This window comes from Hymenobacter cavernae, assembly GCF_014641455.1.
GTDB lineage: Bacteria > Bacteroidota > Bacteroidia > Cytophagales > Hymenobacteraceae > Hymenobacter > Hymenobacter cavernae.
Genome location: NZ_BMHT01000003.1, coordinates 163,338 through 181,910 on the forward strand (window position 1 = coordinate 163,338; position 18,573 = coordinate 181,910).

16 protein-coding genes are annotated in these 18,573 nt (G+C 55.2%); 5 read left to right on the forward strand and 11 right to left on the reverse strand.

Translation table 11 applies throughout. The features are described 5' to 3' along the window. The first annotated feature begins 74 nt into the window (after positions 1-74). Positions 75-1,310, forward strand: coding sequence for an MFS transporter (locus tag IEX74_RS08905; protein WP_188813263.1), 1,236 nt, complete (start codon positions 75-77; stop codon positions 1,308-1,310). A gap of 169 nt (positions 1,311-1,479) precedes the next feature. On the opposite strand, the gene IEX74_RS08910 is transcribed toward IEX74_RS08905, so the two are convergent. Further along, entirely contained in the window at positions 1,480-2,025 is a 546-nt protein-coding gene (locus tag IEX74_RS08910; protein WP_188813265.1) for a DUF2306 domain-containing protein, read from the reverse strand. A 199-nt stretch (positions 2,026-2,224) separates the two neighbouring features. Here IEX74_RS08910 and IEX74_RS08915 point away from each other — a divergent pair, with 199 nt between their 5' ends. After that, the gene (locus tag IEX74_RS08915) at positions 2,225-2,464 is read left to right on the forward strand and encodes a hypothetical protein (RefSeq protein ID WP_188813266.1); all 240 of its coding nucleotides are present in this window, start codon (positions 2,225-2,227) and stop codon (positions 2,462-2,464) included. Positions 2,465-2,602: 138 nt separating this feature from the next. Here the strand turns inward: IEX74_RS08915 and IEX74_RS08920 are convergent, their stop codons facing one another. The 5 genes from IEX74_RS08920 to IEX74_RS08940 form a co-directional block, all read right to left on the reverse strand. Continuing rightward, positions 2,603-3,061 (reverse strand): XAC2610-related protein, encoded by a 459-nt coding sequence (locus tag IEX74_RS08920; protein WP_188813267.1) that lies wholly within the window; start codon positions 3,059-3,061, stop codon positions 2,603-2,605. A gap of 198 nt (positions 3,062-3,259) precedes the next feature. Further along, entirely contained in the window at positions 3,260-5,554 is a 2,295-nt protein-coding gene (locus IEX74_RS08925; RefSeq protein ID WP_188813268.1) for a GH92 family glycosyl hydrolase, read from the reverse strand. 52 nt (positions 5,555-5,606) lie between these two features. Further along, positions 5,607-6,740, reverse strand: a complete 1,134-nt coding sequence (locus IEX74_RS08930; protein ID WP_188813269.1) for a WG repeat-containing protein — start codon at positions 6,738-6,740, stop codon at positions 5,607-5,609. A 100-nt stretch (positions 6,741-6,840) separates the two neighbouring features. Beyond that, positions 6,841-7,401, reverse strand: a complete 561-nt coding sequence (locus tag IEX74_RS08935; RefSeq protein ID WP_188813270.1) for a cupin domain-containing protein — start codon at positions 7,399-7,401, stop codon at positions 6,841-6,843. Positions 7,402-7,683: 282 nt separating this feature from the next. Further along, complete coding sequence (locus tag IEX74_RS08940) at positions 7,684-8,961, reverse strand: asparagine synthetase B (protein ID WP_188813271.1); 1,278 nt, start codon at positions 8,959-8,961, stop codon at positions 7,684-7,686. Positions 8,962-9,313: 352 nt separating this feature from the next. Here IEX74_RS08940 and IEX74_RS08945 point away from each other — a divergent pair, with 352 nt between their 5' ends. Further along, a complete protein-coding gene (locus tag IEX74_RS08945) occupies positions 9,314-10,555 on the forward strand; it encodes an ABC transporter permease (protein WP_188813273.1) in 1,242 nt (413 codons plus the stop codon). A gap of 32 nt (positions 10,556-10,587) precedes the next feature. Here IEX74_RS08945 and IEX74_RS08950 read toward each other — a convergent pair whose 3' ends face one another. Next, positions 10,588-11,394, reverse strand: a complete 807-nt coding sequence (locus IEX74_RS08950; protein WP_188813276.1) for a hypothetical protein — start codon at positions 11,392-11,394, stop codon at positions 10,588-10,590. A 145-nt stretch (positions 11,395-11,539) separates the two neighbouring features. Here IEX74_RS08950 and IEX74_RS08955 point away from each other — a divergent pair, with 145 nt between their 5' ends. Then, entirely contained in the window at positions 11,540-12,169 is a 630-nt protein-coding gene (locus IEX74_RS08955; RefSeq protein ID WP_188813278.1) for a helix-turn-helix domain-containing protein, read from the forward strand. A 151-nt stretch (positions 12,170-12,320) separates the two neighbouring features. On the opposite strand, the gene mtaB is transcribed toward IEX74_RS08955, so the two are convergent. The 4 genes from mtaB to IEX74_RS08975 form a co-directional block, all read right to left on the reverse strand. Then, positions 12,321-13,658, reverse strand: a complete 1,338-nt coding sequence (gene mtaB, locus IEX74_RS08960) for a tRNA (N(6)-L-threonylcarbamoyladenosine(37)-C(2))-methylthiotransferase MtaB (RefSeq protein ID WP_188813281.1) — start codon at positions 13,656-13,658, stop codon at positions 12,321-12,323. 310 nt (positions 13,659-13,968) lie between these two features. Next, positions 13,969-14,334 carry a hypothetical protein gene (locus IEX74_RS08965; RefSeq protein ID WP_188813283.1) on the reverse strand — a complete coding sequence of 122 codons (366 nt, stop codon included), beginning with the start codon at positions 14,332-14,334 and terminating at the stop codon, positions 13,969-13,971. 6 nt (positions 14,335-14,340) lie between these two features. Beyond that, positions 14,341-16,197 carry an LTA synthase family protein gene (locus IEX74_RS08970; protein WP_188813285.1) on the reverse strand — a complete coding sequence of 619 codons (1,857 nt, stop codon included), beginning with the start codon at positions 16,195-16,197 and terminating at the stop codon, positions 14,341-14,343. A 94-nt stretch (positions 16,198-16,291) separates the two neighbouring features. Then, positions 16,292-17,059, reverse strand: a complete 768-nt coding sequence (locus IEX74_RS08975) for an HpcH/HpaI aldolase family protein (RefSeq protein WP_188813288.1) — start codon at positions 17,057-17,059, stop codon at positions 16,292-16,294. A gap of 378 nt (positions 17,060-17,437) precedes the next feature. Between IEX74_RS08975 and IEX74_RS23170 the strand changes: the two genes are divergently transcribed. Then, positions 17,438-18,573 (forward strand): glutamine synthetase III domain-containing protein (locus tag IEX74_RS23170; RefSeq protein WP_229755226.1); only part of this gene is annotated, 1,136 nt, incomplete at its 3' end.

An 18,573-nucleotide genomic window follows, 5' to 3' on the forward strand; every position in this document is an offset into this window, starting at 1 on the left:
AGCGGAAAAATCAAGCCGCAGGTATGGAAGCATCGTCACGGAGTTTGAAGGGGTTGGACTGGGTGAGCCTGCTTATGGCAGATGTCCGGGACGGGGTTGGGGTGTACCTGTCGGTGTACTTGCTCACGGTGCGCAACTGGCAGCCCGACGAAATCGGGATTGTCATTGCTGTGCCCGGTTTGGTGGGTATTCTGGTGCAGCCGCCCGCCGGTGCCCTCATCGACCGCACCAAGTACAAGCGCTGGCTGCTGGTTGTTGCGTCCGTCATTATTGCCCTGTGCTGCCTGATGATCATTGTCAGCAGCGGGTTCTGGCCCGTGCTAATTTCCCAGGCGCTGGTGGGTTTAATACAATCGGTGTACGCGCCGGCCGTGGCGGCCATTACCCTAGGTATCGTTGGTCACTCGCTGCTCTCCAAAAGGATAGGGCGCAATGAAAGCTTCAACCACCTTGGCAACATGCTAGCGGCCATTATTTGCGGCCTGATCGGACGGTTTATCTCCTACGAAGGCATTTTTTACTTCTCTATCATTCAGTGCGTGCTTCTGATTGCGGCCGTGTTTGTCATCCGCGAAAAGGACATTGACCACAACCTGGCCCGTGGCGCCGGCGAGGCTACCCAAACAACCGATGTAGCCGGCGTGAAATCGTTATTGTCGAACCGCAATATTCTGGTTTTCACCATTGCCATGGCACTGTTCCATTTGTCCAATGCTGCAATACTGCCGCTGGTCGGCCAGAAAATGGGGCTCGTTGACAAGCAGAATTCTTCCCTGTATCTGTCGGCGGCCATCATCATGGCGCAGGGCGTGATGGTGTTTGTGGCAAAATTTGCCGGCACCGCCGCCGAAAACGGCCGAAAGAAAGTTCTGCTCGTGGCTTTTCTGCTGCTGCCGGTGCGGGCCTTGCTGTTCGCCTTCATCGACAACCCCTACGTGCTGACCGGCATTCAGCTGCTGGACGGCATTGGCGCGGGCTTGTTCGGCGTCATCAGCATCCTGATGATTGCCGACCTGAGCAAAGGCACCGGCCGTTTTAACTTGCTGCAAGGCGTGGTGTACTCCGCCATGGGGCTGGCCGTCTCGCTCAGCAGCATCCTGGCGGGCTTCGTGGTCAAGAATTTTGGCTACCCGATTGGCTTTGTTACCCTGGCTGGCATCGGTGGGCTAGGCTCTCTTTTCTTCTTGTTTGTTGTGCCCGAAACCAAGGATATTGCAACGACGCAACAAGTTGATAAGCATTCGGGTACGGCGAGTATGCACGACAAAGATACCGTACGTCAAATGGCAGCTGACAAAGCTGGTATCTAAGCTCAGTCACTAAAGCTAGGTAGCTTGCGGGGCATAGACGAACCGGACCCCAGCGGGGCGGCACTCGTCGTTCGAACCCAGGTGCCGCCCCGCTGAGGCTTAGCCGGTCATTCACTCCACCAATCACTGCCGATATAGCGTCCCGCTGGGGCTACTTCATAACTTGGTTCTAGCCTACAGCGCTAGGTACGCGCGTCGCATTTACTCGAATTGCAGACTTGAATTTGCGTCGTTGAGCGTGGGAGCCAGGTTCGCGCCAGCCTTTGCGGAAGCGCCGGAACAAAGCCGCGCCCGGCAGCATTACCGTGGCCGTCGACAACCCCGCTACTTCCCAGAAACTCATGCCCGGCCTGCGCACCAGCACTTCCGCCACCAGCGCCACATAAAGCTCCAGCACCGACAAATACATAAAGCTGTAGTGCAGCTGCCGCCAGCTATACCTAGGTTTCTTCCGTAGCACCGGCACCATGCCCGCACACAGCGTGATAGAGCTGAGCAGCGCCGCCACGTGAAAGATCCCGAAGCCGTGAAACTGGCGGTAAATAGTAAAAGATGTAGCAAGCATCACTGCCATGCTGCCCACATACCCATAGCCTAGCTTTCTGTGGCGTTTGCCGCCTTTTAGTAGCGCCAACACCGTGGTTCCCAGAACTAACGAAGCCAGCGCCGCTATTAGGTGCAGCAGTCCCCAATTGCTATAAACTAACGTAGGCATGCGATACTCTTGGTGGTCGGCAGCCGTGCGGAGCTGCTTAACAGGGGGCCAGCAGAAGCTAGGTAGGCGGTTTTGGTAGCAGAACAGTGGAGGTTAGCTATTGTTCGGCTGGTGCCAGCCTGGGAGTTTTAACCGTCGGGCTTAACCATGCCGCCCCCACTTACGTTATATACCCCATACACCATTTCCCTTGTCAATCATGAGCATATTTGGATCTGACCGCAAAAGTGGCACAATGGGAGGCTTGATTTCGGGCCTGTTTCAGAGCTTTTCCGGTGGCAACTCCACCCCAGGTAACGTTGATGGCGCTGTCAGAAAAACTGGCGGCTTTAACCGCAAGCTGGCCGGTGGCGCATTGCTAGCCGCTGGTGCCGCTTACCTATACAATCGCTCCAAAAACAAAGGCACTGCTTTCCCTAATCTCACAATCAACCGATAGGCTATTCACTTAACGGTTAAATAAAAAGCCCCATTCATTCAAGCCTTAATAGCTTGATGGGTGGGGCTTTCTTTGTTTTCTCAACTAACGCGAATGTAGCGCAGCGTAACTCGCGTTAGTTAGGAGCCACTTGGGCTCTCAACCAGCTCTTCTAAAACGGCGTTTGACGAACTTCCATGTTCTTCTGGAAGAGTTATAGGCATATACGTTCATATTTTCTCCCAAAGCATTAGCATGCACATAATTAATGAGCCTTTGTCGCTTTGCATCTATTTCCGTCGGGAAGTAGATCATTTGCTCAGTTAAGAAATTATCCAGCTTAAAAATGCTCTGTTCTGTCTGTATATAGTAGTTATATTGTGGGCCGCCATTACCTCCTGAACTGTACTTGACTGCTAGGTCTTCTCGACCATCAAAATTGAAATCAGCAACAACTACATCGCCATAATCATTGTCCATTGCATCATCTTCAGCGTTATAGCCAGTTGTGTAAGAGCGTGCTGCTTCGCAATTACTGAATACATCATCAAATAAATACTCAGCATCTATATGTATTGACTGAATTTCTTTATTTGTTTCTTGGTCAATTATATACACTAAAACAATTGAAGCAAGTGGGAAACTATCGGCTTCTGAAACTCTACTCGCTTTAAGCTTTATGTTAAATTGCTTAGATATATTAATATGGTAACATTCCTGCGCATATGTTTTTCGTGTTGAGACAAGAATTAACAGTGTAACGATCAGTAGATATTTATTTGCGAGTAGTATATAACTTCTTGTTTCTTAACAATATTACGGCTTAGCCGCCATCGTAAACGTCAGCTCGCCGCCGTTCATAATAGCCTGATGGTTCAAGAATGGCCGCGTGAGTTTCTGGCCGTTGAGCCTAGCTTCCTTCACGTACACGTTTTTGTCGCTCTGGTTTTTGACGTTGATGCGGAAGGTTTTGCCGTTTTCCAGATTCAATACAGCGCCGTGTACGGCAGGGCTACCTAGGGCGTACTCGGGCGAGCCGGGCGCTACGGGGTAGAAACCGAGGGCCGAGAAGATGTACCAGGCGCTCATTTGCCCGCAGTCATCGTTGCCACCTAGGCCGTCGGGAGTGGGGCGGTACATTTTGGGCAGAATCATGCGTACGCGGGCCTGGGTTTTCCAGGGCTGGTCGGTCCAGTTGTAGAGGTAGGCGACGTGGTGAGCGGGCTCGTTGCCGTGCACGTAGTTGCCGATGATACCGTCGCGGGTGATGTCCTCCGTTTCGGCGAAGAACTTATCGGGTAAGTGCATGGTGAACAGCGAATCTAGGTGCGGCACGAAACGCTTCTGGCCGCCCATGATCTGGATCAGCGCGGCCGGGTCTTGGGGCACGTAGAGGCTATAGTTCCAGGCGTTGCCCTCAATAAAGCCTTGATCATTAGTGCTCAGCACGTCGAAGCGCGGGCGGAAAGAGCCGTCGGCTAGCTTGGGGCGCATGAAACCGATGCGCTGATCGTAGACGTTACGCCAGTTCTGGGCGCGCTTATTGAATTCTTGGTAGATGTCCTGCCGACCTAGCTTCTGGGCCATCTGGGCGATGCACCAGTCGTCGTAGGCGTATTCCAGGGTTTTCGACACCGACGAGCCGCTTTTATCTTCGGGCACGTAGCCGAGCTGCACGTAGTAACCTAGGCCTTCGTACCAAGCGTTGCGGGCGGTGGTCACGCAGGCGTCGAGGGCTTTGTTGGCATCGAAGGGCGCGTTGCCTTTCATTACCGCGTCGGCAATGACGGGCACCGAGTGGTAGCCGATCATGCACCAGTTTTCGTTGGCGTAGTGGCTCCACACGGGCAGCATGCGCTCCACGCTTTGGTCGAAGTGGGCGAGCATCGACTGCACCATGTCGGCGTTGCGCTTGGGTTGCAGCACGTTGAAGAGCGGGTGCAGGGCGCGGTAAGTATCCCAGAGCGAGAAAGTGGTGTAGTTGGTGAAGCCTTCCGCCTTGTGGGTGTTCTGGTCGAGGCCTCGGTACTGACCATCAGCGTCCATGAAGGTCGTCGGGCTCAGGAAGGCGTGGTACATGGCCGTGTAGAAGTTCTCCTTATCCACCTTCTTCGGCGACTCAATGACCACTTTGCTCAACTCCTGCTGCCACTGCTGTTGGGCCTGGTTTTTCACCTTGTCGAAGTCCCAGCCGGGCGCCTCGGTGCGCAGGTTTTGGAGGGCGCTGGCGGTACTCGTGGGCGAGAGGGCAAACTTGACTTTTAGCTTTTCGTTGGCCGTCGTCTTGAAGTTGAAGAACATCCGCAGCTGCTCACCGGCTAGGTCGGGGAAGTTCTTGGTCTGGTCGAACTTGCCCCAGAAGCCACGGTACACCTGCTTTTTGGAAAAGTTACGACTGCCGTAGTCGGTGAAGGGCTTCGAAAACGTCATGGCGAAGTACACCGTGCGGGTGCGCGCCCAGCCGTTGGTTTGGCGGTAGCCGGTCACGAGCGTGTCGTTTTCCACCCGCACAAACGTCCACACGTTCTTATCGGGGTAGTTGTAGATGCCCGCCATCAGGTCCAGAATCAAGTGCGACTGGTCAGACTGCGGAAAGGTGTACTGGTGCATGCCCACGCGGTTGGTGGCGGTCAACTCAGCCACGATGTTGTGGTCGTCGAGCTTCACGCGGTAGTAGCCGGGCTCGGCCACCTCAGTGGCGTGGGAGAAGGTGGAGCGGAAGCCGCTCTGGGGCTTGTCGGCCGTGCCGGGGTTGAGTTGGAGCGGGCCCGTGGTGGGCATGATCAGGAAGTCACCTAGGTCGGAGTGGCCCGTGCCGCTGAAGTGCGTGTGGCTGAAGCCGACGATAGTCTTGTCGCTGTACTGGTAGCCCGCGCAGTACTTGTACATGTCGGGGTTGTACTTGCCGTTCAGCTCGTAGCTAAGCGTGTCAGTATCGGGCGAGAGTTGCACCATGCCGAAGGGCACCGTCGCGCCCGGAAACGTATGCCCCATCTTCGCCGTCCCAACGATGGGGTGAGCGTACTGAACGAGATTTTCGGCGGGCTTGGTTTTCTGGGCTAGGCTAGGTAGGGCGGTGAGGAATAGGGTGGTTAGGGACAGAAGTTTCATGCGGCACAAGATAAGGCTAAGGCGCAATCTGCCCAGTTTTACTCTGACCGACTTAGAGCCCTACACTGAGAAGTCGGTAGCCTTGGGGTGTGCGGATAAATTCGAAATGATTGTGGTACTCATCACTCTTTTGGCCAGGAGGTGCCGCGTAGGTCAACATTACGTCAAACACAGGATACTTATCTTGAAAATGCGCGCCGCAATCTGTCATAAACAATTGAAAAAGAGAACCGGAGAAGATGTAAGTGTTCAGCTCTTCCGAGAGAACAGCGACATTTTTTGAGTCGCGGTGCAGCATACCTAGCTTCGGGCGTAGCACAGACTGATAGTATTTGGTCATGAAGGCGGCGCGTTGAAAATGCGGCCAGCCCTTGAACGGTCGGGCCGCAACGGCTAGCTCCGGAAAGCATAGTGCTGCAACCTGTTTGTCATTTCCCGTACGCACAGCGGGTACGAATACTTCATATAGCCATTGCGTAAACTCTTTTTCGTAGTTAATAAACGTGTAACGGTCGCCCTGCTTACCCCGGAAAGAGGAGGTAAGAGCGGTGTCAACTTCAGCTGGATTGATTTTCAGAGAATACCAGTTGAGGTGAGCCCATTGGCCCTCGGCAAGGCTGTCGGCTAGTATTTCATTGCGCTCATTAATGAGCACGTCCCGGCCGCCTACCCAACCTAGGTGTTCGCAGCGGATGGTGTCGTTTTCACTGCTCCAGCATTTTGCCCGAGCGCCGACGCGCGCTACCGCTAAGCCGTTCTGAAATGGCGTAACGAAATTATACATAGCCGGAATAATTGCGCGTCCTTGGATATTGAGAAAGCCGATGCGGTTCTTTTTACGGTCCTCAAACCGGATTTTGCCTTCCCGCTCGCAGTCGAATGTGAAGTCAAACATGTACACACTGTCAACGCCTACTTTCCGGCCGTTTCGTAGCAAGTAATATTGCTGATGTGTACCCGCCTCGCTTACGGCTATGATATGCGTAAATTTTTGAGCATTAGTGAAGTTGCCGAATTTGGCGGGCACTCGAACATGCCCATTTTTATCCTTGTACCCATACAGATAATCGCCATTTTTCTGAACAGCGAATTGCAACCAAGCGTCGGAAGGTTGTGCCGCGACGGGTTTCTGAGCCAGGCTATGTAGGCAGGTGAGGAGCAGCGCAGCAAGGGACAGGAGTCTCATCAGCTTCAGGAAGAGTTTGAAGCTGGAAGGTATGAAGGATAATAAATAGAATATAATTAATGTTCAAAAGGAAGCTAGCTTCTCCGTTAAGCTAACCTGCTCACTCCACCTTCAAAGGTGGCCCTACCACTTTCATCTCATTAGCGGCAAAAATCTGCGCTACTTCCTGGGGCGTAGGTTCTGTTTTCAGCGCGGCCATCGTCACGAAGAAGTCTTCTAGCTTGCCGGCGGGCTGGAGCGTCACCAGCATCTTGCCTTTCGGACTGACTTGCGTCCAGGCGTGCGGAACCTGGCGAGGCAGGAAAATACTGTCGCCGGTTCTGAGGCGGTACTTGTCGTCGCCGACCTGGAAGGCGTATTCACCGTCGAGCACGTAGAAGACTTCATCCTGCGCCGGATGCACGTGCAGCGGCGTACCGCGGCCCTGCGACAAGCTGGTTTGCTCGAAAATAGCTAGGTTGCCGTTGGTGTCTTTACCGGATATCTTCACGTCCAGGATGTTAGCGTTGACACCCTTCAGCTGAAGATGTCCGTGCAAGCGGCCTTCACCCGCTTGTATTTTGAAGCCTTTGGTGGGGCGGTCAGTGGCAGGTTGAGCCTGAGCAGTTGCCGCAAACGGCAGGGCGGCGAGGGTAGTCTGAACGAATTGTCTGCGTTGCATAGCTGTTGAGGTTAGAAGGAGCACTGGCTTTTGTATCATCTCGTAATGGCTCACACGGCTGGATTGGGTTGAGCAAGGAGACACCTAGAGTGACTCTTATGCTGCTCGGGTAAGATAATCGTTATGTCACTAACTATCAACTGTATATAGATGCACTAGGTGCAAAATGCAATACGATTTATTATTTACTATAGAGCTATAGGAATAGCAAACCCGCCAGCCACACGTTCAAACATGCGACTGACGGGTTTGCATATTACTTCTTTGAAGCGCAGCAGCGACCTAGGTCTTCTGCTTCTTTTTCTTCGCCGCTGGGAACAGGATGTTGTTCAATATCAATCGGTAACCCGGCGAGTTGGGGTGCAGGGAAAGGTCAGTAGGTTCTTCTTCTACCAAGTGCTGGTAGTCTTCCGGGTCGTGGCCGCCGTAGAAGGTCCAGGTGCCTTTGCCGAGCGTGCCGTGCATGTAGCGCACCTCGCCGGAAGCCTTGTTTTCGCCCATCACCACCACGTCGGGTTTGATGAGGCTCTTGCGGAAGGCGGTGGTTTGGCCCATAAAACCTTTGATGGTTTTCTCATGATCCTGGGTGAGCATGGTGGGTACCGGGTCGTACTTGGCCGAGAAGGTGAAGAGCTGGAAGTAGTCGTTGTCCTCGTACACGCCGCGCTCGTAGGGCTGCATATCGATGTTGGAGTACTCGTACTGAATGGGGTTGCGCTCCAGGGTGAAGTCCTTGAAAGCCAGGGTGCGGTTGAAGTTCAGCTTGCTTTGTGCTGCCGGATCGGCGGGGTCGCCATCGTACATGCTTTCCACCATGTCGATACCCAGGCCGGCCAGGGCAATGTCGTAACTGTCAGTAGCCGAGCACATAGCAAACATAAACCCGCCACCGGCAATAAACTCCTGCATCTTGGTGGCCACGGCGCCTTTCATCACGCTCACCTTCGAAAAGCCGTTGCGCTTGGCCGTAGCCTCTGATTCGCGCTGCTGCTGCTGATACCAAGGCCGGTTGCGGTAAGAGGCGTAGAACTTGCCGTACTGGCCCGTAAAATCTTCGTGGTGGAGGTGGAGCCAGTCGTACTTGGGCAGGTCGCCGTGCAGCACCTCGTCGTCGTAGATCTGGGTGTAGGGAATTTCGGCGTAAGTCAGCACCATCGTCACGGCGTCGTCCCAGGGCTGCTTGCCTTTGGGCGTGTACACCGCAATTTTGGGCACCTTCTCCAGCTTCATCACGTCCATGTTGGCATTCGGGTCGGCAATTTCCTGGAGGATGTTATTGTACTGCGCGTCGCTGATGACCTGGTAGGTGACGCCGCGCACGGTCAGCTCGTTTTCGGCGCCGGCCGCATTGGGGAAGGCAAAAGCGCCGCCGCGGTAGTTCAGCAGCCAATCGACTTCCACCTGCTTGCCGAGCAGCCAATACGTTGCGCCGTACGCTTTGAGGTGTTCTTTCTGAGCTTCGTCCATCGGGATGAGGACGTGGTTGGCCCAGGCAATGCCGGAAAAACCTAGGCAGGCCGCCAAAACAAGGACCAAAGACAGGATTCGCTTCAACACCATCACATTCGGCAGAGAAAAGAAGGGAAAAATAAAGGTAAGATACGAAAGAGTGCAGACGGCAGGGGACAGGCGAGGATAATTTGTTGGTTGCTTAACCTAGGTAGCTGGTCATGCTGAGCTGGTCGAAGCATCTTGCGGGCTGCCGTTGAACGTCATTATTAGAACGTCATTCCGACCAGCGGGAGGAATCTCGCGTGCAATGGTAACTTTAATCGTGAGGGTTTACTATCACAATCTCAGCACGCGAGATGCTTCGACCAGCTCAGCATGACCAGCTACCTAGGTTTTCACGCGAACTACCGACCATAGTTCAGCCGAAACCATCTACCTTGCACAAGTAGCCGCTACCGTCATGCATCTGTTAGAAAACATCAAGGAAGCTTTCCGTTCCATCGGGAGCAACCTGCTCCGTACGATTCTTACCGCCCTTATTGTGAGCATCGGTATTATGGCGCTCGTGGGCATTCTCACGGCGATTGATACGATGAAGTACAAGCTGAACTCGACCTTTGCCAGCCTGGGTGCCAACTCCTTTGAGATGCGCGCCAAAGGTTACAACAGTGGTCGACGGCGGCAAGGCGTGACGGAAAAGGTGTACCCGGCCATCACGTATCTACAAGCCAAACAGTACAAGAAGCAAATCGGCGACGAGGCCACCGTGGGCCTTTCGGCCCAGATTACCGGCGCCGCCGAAGTCAAAGCCAACGGTCAGAAAACCAACCCTAATACGCAGGTAGTAGCCGGCGATGAGAACTATCTGCAAATCCAGAGCTACAATCTTACCGCGGGCCGCGCCTTCTCGCAGGCGGAGCTGGATAACGGCGCCAACGTGGCCATCGTGGGCTCGGAGCTGAAAGACAAGCTGTTCCCGAATGAAAGTCCGCTGGGCAAATACATCTATTTGCTCGGCCGGCGCTTTTCGGTGGTCGGGCTGCTCGAAACCAGCGGCAGCAACCTAGGTGGCGGCGGCGCCGACCGCCTCGTGCTCATTCCGCTCGAAACCGGCAACCAGATGCCCCGCCAGCGTGCCCTTACCTTCGACATCAAAACCGCCGTCACGCAGGCCGAAAACCTGGCTTACGTGACTGGTCAGGCCACCGGTATCATGCGCGCCGTGCGCCACGACCCTTTGGGGCAGGAAGATTCCTTCGAAGTGGACAGCAGCGAGTCGCTCACCGGCAAGCTCGACTCCATGACCAGCACCTTGCGCTCGGGTGGCTTCCTGGTGGGCTTCATCACGCTGCTCGGGGCCAGCATCGCCCTCATGAACATCATGATGGTGTCGGTGACGGAGCGCACCCGCGAAATCGGCATCCGCAAAGCCCTCGGTGCTACAGCTGTTCAAATTCGGCAGCAGTTTCTTATCGAAGCCATCGTCATCTGCGTGATGGGCGGCGCGCTCGGCATTGTGCTGGGCGTGGCTATGGGCAACTCCATCGCGCTGCTCATCCCCGGCGGCGGCGTCTTCTTCGTGCCGTGGCTCTGGATGATGCTAGGTTTGATCATCTGCGTGACGGTGGGGCTAGCTTCCGGCTATTACCCCGCCAGCAAAGCCTCGCGCCTCGACCCGATTGAGTCGCTGCGCTACGAGTAGGTTTGCCTACCCAATATATTTTTGAGCTTCACCTAGGTCTCTGACTTACGCTGATGTTCTTGGCGCATCAGGCCCATGGCATCAATAATGGTGAAACTTTGGGCATCATACCGCAGGAACTTCCCCTGCCCAATCCCACGTAGCCCTAGCCAATTATAGCGTCCAAAGCGTTGCACCTTTCCTTGTTTATTCCACCAGAAAAAGCTGTTTTGATCCTCATGGCGGGCATAGAAGATCACATTGTCGTGGCTTCCGCTCAAGGCATACGCCCCGCGAAAATCAACTGGAGTAACACGCTCAATTGTTTGAAAATCGCTCAGGCGCAGTTCCAGTAAAGGGAATTCGGTATATGGGTACGCTAAAATCACCTCGTCACTCTGCTTGGTCATACAGTAGCAGTCTAAGATAAAACCGGACGCGCTAGAGTTGTAACCATAAAGTTGCTGCCCCTGGGTGTCGAACACGGCCAATCCGTCGCTACTCGGTTTGTGATTTCCGATGCCCTCATCAAAGTAAGAGATGACAATCCGGGCTGCTTGTACCAGCACATCTGCTACGGCATCCCCCGCATCAAAGGTTAGCAACTCACGGCCACTTTGGTCCAGAATATGCCCATTATTGTTCATCCCACTGCTTTGGCGGCCCTCAACAATTAGGAAGCGTTCCTCATTCAGCTGTCGGATAAAGGGGTAACGAAATGGCTGTTGCAAAGCTAGTTTCCATGTATTCGTCCAGACCTCGTTGTTGCTAAGTAAAGCAATAAAATTACCGTTAGCGTCGGCGTCCAGATCCCGAATTTGATGTTTGCCACAGTTGAGCGGGTAAGTTGTCAGTGCCAAAGGAATAAGTAATAAGCATGTTAGAATAATTTAAATTACTGGTTTTTCTTCTCGTACCTGCTTTCTCGCTGTAGGATTAATCTAATTATTAAACAAATGAGTATATATTTGCGTTATAACTCGCGAATTCTCATTTGGTAAATACATGGCTGAGCAGACCGTAGGACAGCGCATAAGTCAACTCATATCCCATCTAGGGATTTCCAAAAACGCTTTTGCGTCATCTCTGGATAAAACGGCAACCGTCATTCAACATCTTGTTGATGAGCGGAATAAGCCTGGGTTTGATCTCATGAATAAAATATTTGAGGTATACCCAAATGTATCAACTGATTGGCTGATGAAAGGAACAGGACCCATGCTGACCGATGCTACGGCCTCCGAACCTAGGTCCGCTCCAGCTACAACCAGCGCGATGAATTCAGCAGGTGCCCCCACAACGGCTGCGCCTGTAGCGGAACCTGCTCCAACTTCTGCACCAGAACCCATTGAACCAGCCGCTGCTTCAGTAGCTCCCGCGCCAGTTGCTGCACCAATTGTAGAACCTCCCGTTGCGCCGGTGTTACCATTTGCTACAACTCTAAACCAAGCGCCAGCCATTCCGGCAATGCCTGCGCCAACCGTTGATCCAACAGCAAGCCTGCAAGCCGCGCTTTACGCGCAGCAGCTCACCCACCAGCTAGCCTTAGCCGAAATGCGCAACCAGCATTTGCAGGAACAACAGCGCATGATGCAACAAATGATGGACATGATGCAGCGTCAACTTAGCCGATAAAGCAAATCGAACATGCTGCAAAACAAAGCGGCCCGTAGCAGAAGTGCTACGGGCCGCTTTGTTTTGTCATTCCGAGCAGCGCGAGGAATCTGAGGTAGCAACCTAGGTTCATTCCTCAGATTCCTCGCGCTGCTCGGAATGACAGTTGTGCTTAGTGATGAAGCACTTCAATACCTAGCTCCTCGGCTTCCATGTGGCCTTGCGCATTGACGTTGATCAGGCGTAGGCGCTTCCGCTCGCCAACCAGCAGCGGGTCGTATCTGGCCGTCACGCGGATGTAGTTGGGGGTGAAGCCTTCCATTTGACCATTGGTCACATCATCTTCGAAAAGCACTTCCGTTTCAAGACCTAGGTGCTGCTCGTAGAAGTAGCGCTTCTTCTTCTCCGATAACGAGCGCAGCATCGTCGTGCGGCGGTGCCGCTCGCCGTCGTGCACGCGGCCGGGTAGGCTAGGGGCGAGGGTGTTGGCCCGCTCCGAGTAGGGAAAAACGTGCAGGTAGCTCACGTCCAGCCCGTTGAGGAAGTGGTAGGTTTCCAGAAAATCTTCCTCCGTTTCACCCGGAAAACCCACAATCACATCGACGCCGATGCAGGCGTGCGGCATCACTTCTTTAATGAGAGCTACGCGGCTGGCATAGAGGGCCCGACGGTAGCGCCGCCGCATCAGCCCCAGGATCTTATCGGAGCCGCTTTGCAGCGGAATGTGGAAGTGCGGCATGAAGCGCTGCGAGCCGGCCACGAAGCGAATCACCTCGTCGGTGAGCAGGTTGGGCTCGCACGACGAGATGCGGAAGCGGCTGATGCCGTTCACTTCATCCAGGGCTTGCACCAGGTCGAAGAAGTTCTCGCGCCGCTCGCGCTCCGGGCCTTGCAAACCAAAGTCACCTAGGTTTACGCCCGTCAGCACGATTTCCTGCACGTCGGTTTCGGCTAGCTTCTGCACCCGCTCTACCACGCTCTGCACACTGCCCGAGCGGCTTTTGCCACGGGCCAGCGGAATCGTGCAGAACGAGCAGGAGTAGTCGCAGCCATCCTGTACCTTCAGGAAAGTGCGGGTCCGGTCGCCGAACGAATGCGCGGCGTGAAACTCGGTGGCCTCGCTGATGGGGCTGGCGTACACCTGCCCTTTGCCACCGGTGGGCTTCTCGAACCCGGCCAGAATATCCACCAGTTGAAACTTCTCGGCGGCCCCCAGCACAGCGTGCACGCCGGGAATTTCGGCAATTTCCTGCGGCTTCAGCTGCGCGTAGCAGCCCACGATGGTCACAAAGGCGTCGGGGTTGTGCTTCAGCGCTTCCTTCACCACCTTGCGACACTTGCGGTCGGCGTGGTCGGTGACGGAACACGTATTGATAACGTAAATATCAGCGGCCTCCTCGAAGGCCACTTTCTGAAAGCCGCGCTCCTCAAACTGCCGCCCGATGGCGGAAGTCTCCGAGAAATTGAGCTTGCAGCCCAGCGTGTAAAAGGCAACTTTTCTGGTATCCATAAGAATCTGCAAAGGTACGCAACAACCAGCGTTTTTCGGGCACAACCGCTAGCAGCCCAAGCAGATTCAGGCGCGAAGCAAGCGGCCGTACCTAGGTACAACGGCAGCCGTGTTCTGATTCACTCTGTAGGCTTGTTCCTGAATTAAGAAAATCGGGAAAATCGTTTGTCATGCTGAGCTGGTCGAAGCGTCTCTACCGCAGTGCTAACTTTATAACGCTAGCTCAACGAAGCGGTAGAGATGCTTCGACCAGCTCAGCATGACGTCCTTTTAGTTCAGGAACAAGTCTCGTTTATAGCAACCTAGGTTCTCACGCAACAGTCGCCAGTCGGTCCCGCACCAGCTGCATCAGCGTCGGCAGATCAGCCTGGTCGAAGTCTTCCTTCGATAGAAGAAGCTGCCACTCACCAGCCGCATTTTGCAGGAAAGCAGCGGGCAGCGGCTGGTGGTGCCATTGCGAAAACTCCCGAAAAAACTCCTTGCGGTGCAGAAAGCGAGTTGGCAAACCTAGGTTCTGCAAAAACTGCTTCCATTCCGAACGCATGCTCATGGCGCCGTACGTGATGCGGCAGAGCGAGCAGGCGTAGGTGCTGGGCGACAGAGTTTTGTGCAGCGTATCCAGCAGCCCGTTCACCGCGCCGGCTTCGGCATTATAAACGAAGAGCAGCTGGGACATTGGGCTTTATTTCTGGAGAAAGTCGGCGTAAGAAGCCTGCTCGTACGCCTGTCCTTGCTTGAGCTGGGTACCCGGCACGCTGGCCGGGTTTTTCCATATGAGCTGGCGAGCCACATTATCGTACGTCACGGTGCCGCTTGGTGTTATCAGGCCGAAGCCGTCATTAAAGCAGTAGAAAGCAAATGGCTGGCGAGCTGGCTGGAACAGGTCGCGGCTCCAAACGTAACTCTCAGACGGCAAGCCAAGTTGGGTGAGCAGGGTTGCTGCAACGTCGGTTTGGGTACCTAGGTCGGCTACCACGCGCCCCCGTGCCGCTGGCTGCAAGGCACCGCCCGCCAGCACCAGCGGAATATGGAACTTGCCGGGGTCCTCGTTAGTATCGTTGTTGGGCAGCGGATGGCCATGGTCGGCTACCAGCACGAGCAGGGTGTTATCCCACCAAGGCTGTTTCCGAGCGGTGCGCAGAAAGCGACCTAGGGCCCAGTCGGTATAATAAACGGAGTTGCGGAAGCGGGACGCCTCGTCGGTGCCCGGAAATTTGGTCGGAATCGGCACCTCAAACGGTTCGTGGCTGCTCAGGGTAAAGGCCGTCACGAAAAAAGGCTGTCGCTGACGAGGCAAGTCCCGCAGCATCCGGTCAAAGAGCACGTGGTCGTGGGCGCCCCACTTCGAGTTCTGCTGCGCCGGAGCAAAGTCGTTTCGCTCGGTAAATTGCTCGTAGCCAGCCGTTACGAGGTAGCTTTTCATGTTGGCAAAAGCTAGCTCGCCCCCATAATAATAGTGCGAGCTGTAGCCGGCTGTCTTCAACGACTGGCACAAGTGGGGGAGGCGCTCGGTTTTGCGCGGGTACTTAATAATGCTGGTGGTGGGCTGATTGGGGTACCCACTTAATAAGGACACCAGGCCCTTTTGGCTACGGTCGCCGCTGGCGTATAAGTTGGTAAACAGCACCCCCGTGCGCGCCAGGCTGTCGAGGTTAGGCGTGACGCCCTGCTCGCCGCCTACGCACCCCACCAGCTTCGCGGTGAAGCTTTCCAGGATGATAAACAGCACATTAGGTCGCGGTTGGCGCAGCAGGTGCGTGGTATCCGGCCCAGTCGACGCGGCCGAGTAGAGCGCCTGCACGGTGCGCGTGGCGGTGGTGTCGGCCATAAACTGGTACGGATTGGGGCCGCCATTCTGCAAGAACAGCGAGTTGGCAACGTTCCAGGGCACGTTGACGGCCGCGTGGTTCGCAAACGGCTGACTTGAAAAGTAAACGTCACTCTGGTTCACCGGAATCTGCTGCACGCCACCGCGCATCGGCACTACGAGCAAGATCAATTCCAGCATACCGACCAGCGCCGCCCGACCGCGCCCAAACCTAGGTGGCAGTGCTGGCAGGCGTCCCAGCAAACGCCGGTAAAGCCACCAACTAAACAGCAGCGCGCCCGTCAGCAGCAGGCACAGCACCGCCACCGGGGCGCTGCCGGCCGAAGCTACCATTTCAGCGGGCGAATCCAGGTATTGCAGCGGGGTGGCGTCGAGGCGAAAGCCCCAGGCGCGGTACAGCTCCAGATCTACGGTAGTCAGCAGCGCGACCAGCACGACCATCACCCCGGTGTACAGGCGAATAAGGCGGTCGGTGGGAAAGCGCGCGCCGGCCAGACTCCCTATTGCAAACAGTAGGAAGGGGATCAGGCAGAGATAGGCCGTGGCGGAGGCATCCAGGCGCAAGCCATAAACGAAGACATGCAGGAGGGTATCAGCCGATAGCGCGGCCGCTTTAGCCGATTGATAACCCAGAAATAAGGCCTTTAAAGCCACGAAAAACACCAGCCAAAACAAAAAGTACAGCGGCTGGAATAAAAAGCGCTTTTTCACGGGGTAAAGGTACGGTGAAAGTGACGCCTAGAACGATTCCTCAAGCATAGGCAGCGTATATGGCTTTAACTGAGTAGATTGGCCTTGCCCGTTCTTACCCCATCACTTCCCGAACCAGCAGTTGGAAGGCCCGAGTACATTCCACGGTATCCATGCTGGTCGCTACACTGTTGAAGCCCTGCTGAAAGCGCAGTCGGGCCTGGGTGCGGTCGGCGTAGGTGAAGCAGAACTTGCCGGCGGCCTGGCAGGCTGCCAAGATGCGCTGGATGGCCGCCTGCACCTCTTCTGCCTCAAAATGAGCCGGTTTGCCCAACGCAATAGAAAGATCAAACGGGCCGATGAACAGGCCGTCCACGCCGTCGAGGCTAACGATTTCTTCCACGTTTTCCAGGCACTCACGCGTTTCGCACTGGGGCAGCAGCAGGGTTTCCCGATTACGGCTTTCCAGGTAGCTACCTAGGTCTTGCAAACCCGCGGCGTACGTGAAATCCGACGCGCGGGCCGGCCCGAAGCCTCGCTCGCCAAGCGGATAGTACCTCCCGTATCGGACGACATTCTTTACCTCTTCCACGGTTTTGATGGCTGGAATAATGAGCCCCTGCGCACCTAGGTCCAGCATTTTCATAACCGAAGTGCGCGAACTGTCAGCCAAGCGAACCAAGGGCGTGAGGCTTCGCCGTTCTGCGGTGATAATCTGACGACCAGCACTTTCCACGCTCATCGGGCTGTGTTCCAGGTCGAGCACCACGTAGTCGAGGCCAGCCAGGGCGAGGCATTCAATAATGGCGGTGTCACTCATCTGGACGAAGGTGCCCAGGCTAGGTTCGCCCTTCAGGAGTTTTTCTCGGAGTTTATTCAGCATCGCTGCACAGTTGAATTCAGGGCTCTTCTTTGAAACGGGAAGGTGATGGCTGGCACCCGGCACCTGGCACAAGGTCGCAAACCTAGCTTTAGCCTCCGCAATGAAGCCGTAGCAACTGTACGGAACGTAGGCGATAGGATCAGGGAAATGAAGCTAACAAGAGAGAAAAAGTGGGATTTAGCTATAGAAGCTATTTTGCCGTTTTGGGGAGTAGCTTCGAAATAATTCATGTTTAGGCAACTACCTAGGGGTAAATAGAAGCAAGAACTGCTAAAACAAGGGTGTTTTAGAAAAAAGCACCCTTGTTTAGGAAGCAACTTTGGAAAAATGGTTTGTTCTGTTCTACTTTGCCTCCACCAAACAATACTTCACGTCTTCATGTCTATCCTTCGCTTTAAAGCTCTTGAATTGGTTGATCGGCGTCAGCCCGTATTGGTTCCCACCTATACCGAGCGTCGCTCCGATAGCTTCGGTAAAAACGTGTTCAACCTGGAGGCCATGCGCGCCACCATGCCGAGCGACTATTTCAAGAAATTACAATCGGCTATTAAGCAAGGCACACCGGTAGAGCGTTCGGTAGCCGATGCTGTAGCGTCAGCCATGAAGACGTGGGCCATGGCCAAAGGGGCCACCCACTACACGCACTGGTTCCAGCCGCTGACCGGGGCCACGGCCGAAAAGCACGACTCCTTCTTCGACCTGAACTCCGACGGCCGCCCGATTGAGAACTTCAAGGGCTCGGCGCTGGTGCAGCAGGAGCCCGACGCGTCTTCCTTCCCCAACGGGGGCATCCGCAACACCTTCGAGGCGCGCGGCTACACGGCCTGGGACCCCACCTCGCCCGCCTTCATCCTGGAAGCCCCCGGCACCAAGACCCTGTGCATCCCCACCATCTTCGTGGCCTACACCGGTGAGGCGCTCGACTACAAAGCGCCCTTGCTCAAGTCCTTGGCCGCGCTGGAGCGGGCCGCCGTGGACGTGTGCCAGTACTTCGACAAAGACGTGCAGCGCGTGCACACCACCCTGGGCATTGAGCAGGAGTACTTCCTGGTCGACAAAGCCTTGTATGATGCCCGCCCCGACCTAGTGATGACCTCGCGCACGCTCTTCGGCCACGCCCCGGCCAAGGGCCAGCAGCTGGAAGACCACTACTTCGGCTCCATCCCCAGCCGCGTGCACGCCTTCATGGTCGAGTTCGAGGAGGAAGGCACCAAGCTCGGCATTCCGCTGCGCACGCGCCACAACGAAGTAGCTCCGAACCAGTTTGAGTGCGCCCCCACCTTCGAGGATGCCAACCTGGCCGTGGACCACAACCAGCTCCTGATGGACCTGATGGACCGCATCGCCGAGCGCCACCACTTCAAGGTGCTCCTGCACGAGAAGCCCTTTGCGGGCGTGAACGGCTCAGGTAAGCATAACAACTGGGCCATGAGCACGGACACGGGCGTGAATCTGTTCGCGCCGGGCAAGCGGCCGAAGGAGAACCTGCAGTTTCTCACGTTCTTTATCACCAC

Excerpts from the sequence above, each read along its gene's own strand:
- IEX74_RS08930 (WP_188813269.1), bottom strand. The coding sequence starts at position 6,740 with ATGAGACTCCTGTCCCTTGCTGCGCTGCTCCTCACCTGCCTACATAGC.
- IEX74_RS08915 (WP_188813266.1), top strand. The coding sequence starts at position 2,225 with ATGAGCATATTTGGATCTGACCGCAAAAGTGGCACAATGGGAGGCTTG.
- IEX74_RS08955 (WP_188813278.1), top strand. The coding sequence starts at position 11,540 with ATGGCTGAGCAGACCGTAGGACAGCGCATAAGTCAACTCATATCCCAT.
- mtaB (WP_188813281.1), bottom strand. The coding sequence starts at position 13,658 with ATGGATACCAGAAAAGTTGCCTTTTACACGCTGGGCTGCAAGCTCAAT.
- IEX74_RS08905 (WP_188813263.1), top strand. The coding sequence starts at position 75 with ATGGCAGATGTCCGGGACGGGGTTGGGGTGTACCTGTCGGTGTACTTG.
- IEX74_RS08925 (WP_188813268.1), bottom strand. The coding sequence starts at position 5,554 with ATGAAACTTCTGTCCCTAACCACCCTATTCCTCACCGCCCTACCTAGC.
- IEX74_RS08935 (WP_188813270.1), bottom strand. The coding sequence starts at position 7,401 with ATGCAACGCAGACAATTCGTTCAGACTACCCTCGCCGCCCTGCCGTTT.
- IEX74_RS08910 (WP_188813265.1), bottom strand. The coding sequence starts at position 2,025 with ATGCCTACGTTAGTTTATAGCAATTGGGGACTGCTGCACCTAATAGCG.
- IEX74_RS08940 (WP_188813271.1), bottom strand. The coding sequence starts at position 8,961 with ATGGTGTTGAAGCGAATCCTGTCTTTGGTCCTTGTTTTGGCGGCCTGC.
- IEX74_RS08965 (WP_188813283.1), bottom strand. The coding sequence starts at position 14,334 with ATGTCCCAGCTGCTCTTCGTTTATAATGCCGAAGCCGGCGCGGTGAAC.
- IEX74_RS08975 (WP_188813288.1), bottom strand. The coding sequence starts at position 17,059 with ATGCTGAATAAACTCCGAGAAAAACTCCTGAAGGGCGAACCTAGCCTG.
- IEX74_RS08945 (WP_188813273.1), top strand. The coding sequence starts at position 9,314 with ATGCATCTGTTAGAAAACATCAAGGAAGCTTTCCGTTCCATCGGGAGC.